We start from the raw sequence: 2368 nt of genomic DNA, 5'->3' as shown, positions 1-2368 counted from the left end.
GGATTTTTTGTGCTCTAATCCAGTGAAAACGATTTTTCTTACTGGATCGGAACAGTGTTCAATTTGATTTTACAATCGACGAACAGAATTTAGACCAAAAAAATAAGGACCGGCCGGTCCTTATTTTTTTGCTTTGTTTTATTCGCCAAATTGCTGCTCGCGCCGCATGGTGAGCTTTTTCTTCAAGGCCACGACCAGGATTGGCACGACTGAAACCAGGATGATGCCGATCACGATCAAGGAGAAGTGGTCCTTGACGACTGGGAAGTTGCCGAAGAAGTAGCCGATGCTGGTAAAGAGGGCCGTCCAGAGCAGGCCACCCAGGATGTTGTAAATAACGAAGGTCTGGTAGTGCATCTTGCTGCCTCCGGAAATGAAAGGCACGAAGGTCCGGATGAAGGGAATGAAACGGCCGATCACGATGGTGATGGAGCCATGTCTTTCAAAGAACTTCTCCGCTGCCAGCCGGTTGTTTTCATTGATCAGCTTGTTGAACCAGCTGTGCTTGGCCCCGGAAGTGACTGACCACTTGCCGATTTCATAGTTGATGCTGTCACCGATAATGGCGGCAGCGGCAGCAACGATGTAGAGCAGCCAGACATTTAAACCATATTTCGGGTTGGCGGCCATGGCGGCTGCCGCGAAGATCAAGGAGTCACCTGGCAGGAAGGGGAAGATGACCAAACCGGTTTCGATAAAGATGATGGCAAAAATGATCCAATAGGTTCCTTCCCCAAAGTTGTTGACGATGGTCACCAAGTGGTCATCGATATGCAGGATAAAGTCAATCAGTGGCATGTGTTAACCTCATTTCTTATTTTTCTTTTTTCCGCTAGATACTGGTTGAGTGGATGGTCAGGCTCTTTTCCGGGAATAGGTCCTGCATAATCGCGTTGACCGCGATCTGGGCTTCCCCAAACCCAATTCCGATAACTGGCACCCGGCCCGGGTAGCCGCAGGAGTCGCCAATGGCATAGATGCCAGGCACGCTGGTCTGCATGGACCGGTCAACGGTGATCAAGCCCTGGTCCAGGTCAACCCCCCACTTGCTGATGAAGCGGTTGTCGGCCCGGAAGCCGTAGGCGACCAGGATCTGGTCAAAAGTTTCTTGAGTGACTTCATCTCCGCCAACCTTTTTCAAAGAAATTTCTAGCTGGCCCTTTTCGACCTGCATGCTCTTTGGCAGGTAGGGGGTCTTCAAGGTCACCTTTTGGTCAGCCTTCAAGTTTTCCACGCTGCTTTCCATGCCCCGGAACTGGTCGCGCCGGTGAACGAGGGTGACGTCAGCGATTTGGGAAAGTTCCTGGGCCCAGTCTAAGGCCGTGTCTCCGCCGCCAAAGATGCCGATCTTCTGACCAGCAAAGAGGTCAGGATTTTTGAAAAAGTAGTGGATGTGGTCTTCAGCTTCCGGGGTCGCCTTGAGGGGGAACTTTTTGGCCTTAAAGGCCCCGTTGCCAGTTGCGACGATAATGCTGCGGACCTGGTATTCGCCATCGATCACAAGTTCGTCAGTTTTCTCCAGCTGGCTGACCTTGTGGCCAGTGACCAGGTCCTGGTCGGTTAAGTTGGCTAAGAGGCGCTTGGTTAAGTCAGCCGCGGTGATTTCATTGAAGACAGGGATGTCCAGGATCTTCTTGAAGGGGTAGAGCATTTCCGGCTGTCCGCCAGGCTTGTTCAAGGATTCAAGGATAACCGTCTTTAAGCCATGCAGGCGGGCGAAGTAGGCCGCGAAGAGGCCGACTGGTCCAGCGCCAATCACGGCAAGATCATATTGTTTGATAAGTGAGATCTCCTTTCGAAAATATACTAACACCACTTTACCATAGAACGCCGGCAAAATTAATTAAGAAGCGAAACGAAAAAAGTAAAAAAACTTGTTACAGAATTTTAAAGCCAAAAAAGGCAAAAATCGAACTATCTTTTCCGGGAAAAGATTATTTTTCAGCGAAAAGTAGAAAAGTGGAATATAAGCAGAAAACTAGCAATCACAACTCTGCCGGGTGCGCCAATCATAAAACGAATGAAAAAGCAAATTTGACGAATCAGAAAAAGCTAGTATACTAATATTTGTTGCCGCGTGAGGCAAGCAAGTCTCGCGGAGGTAAAAAGAAAATATCAAAAACTTGTTGACAAGAAGTCAACAAGCGAGTAAGATATAAAATGTTGCGTCACTTGACGCAAGTTGGTACTTTGAAAACTGAACAAAGTTTCGCAGTGTGCGGGTCAAACATTGTTTGATCCAAACAAGTAAGCGAAGTCAATTCGCAAGCAAATAATCTGGAGCAGATAAAAAGACTCAATTTTCAAATTGAGAGTTTGATCCTGGCTCAGGACGAACGCTGGCGGCGTGCCTAATACATGCAAGTCG

Annotated in this window: 2 protein-coding genes and 1 rRNA gene; 1 reads left to right on the top strand and 2 read right to left on the bottom strand. The window is 48.3% G+C overall.

The annotated features are described in order from the left end of the window. Positions 1-138 precede the first annotated feature (138 nt). Together FD23_RS08595 and FD23_RS08590 are read right to left on the bottom strand one after the other, a co-directional pair. Positions 139-798: a VTT domain-containing protein gene (locus FD23_RS08595; RefSeq protein ID WP_025896556.1), complete on the bottom strand. Its 660-nt coding sequence runs from the start codon at positions 796-798 to the stop codon at positions 139-141. 34 nt (positions 799-832) lie between these two features. Continuing rightward, positions 833-1759: an NAD(P)/FAD-dependent oxidoreductase gene (locus FD23_RS08590; protein ID WP_080988408.1), complete on the bottom strand. Its 927-nt coding sequence runs from the start codon at positions 1757-1759 to the stop codon at positions 833-835. A gap of 545 nt (positions 1760-2304) precedes the next feature. Here FD23_RS08590 and FD23_RS08585 point away from each other — a divergent pair. Then, a 16S ribosomal RNA gene (locus FD23_RS08585) occupies positions 2305-2368 on the top strand; the annotation flags it as partial.

Origin of the sequence: Lactobacillus delbrueckii subsp. delbrueckii DSM 20074 = JCM 1012, assembly GCF_001433875.1 — a bacterium.
In the GTDB taxonomy this organism is placed as follows: Bacteria; Bacillota; Bacilli; order Lactobacillales; family Lactobacillaceae; genus Lactobacillus; species Lactobacillus delbrueckii.
Note: the sequence above shows the minus strand (reverse complement) of the source record. Positions and strands in the feature narration are given on the sequence as shown.

What these genes read in the sequence shown, in the direction of transcription:
- FD23_RS08595 (WP_025896556.1), bottom strand. Translation starts at nt 798, where the DNA reads ATGCCACTGATTGACTTTATCCTGCATATCGATGACCACTTGGTGACC.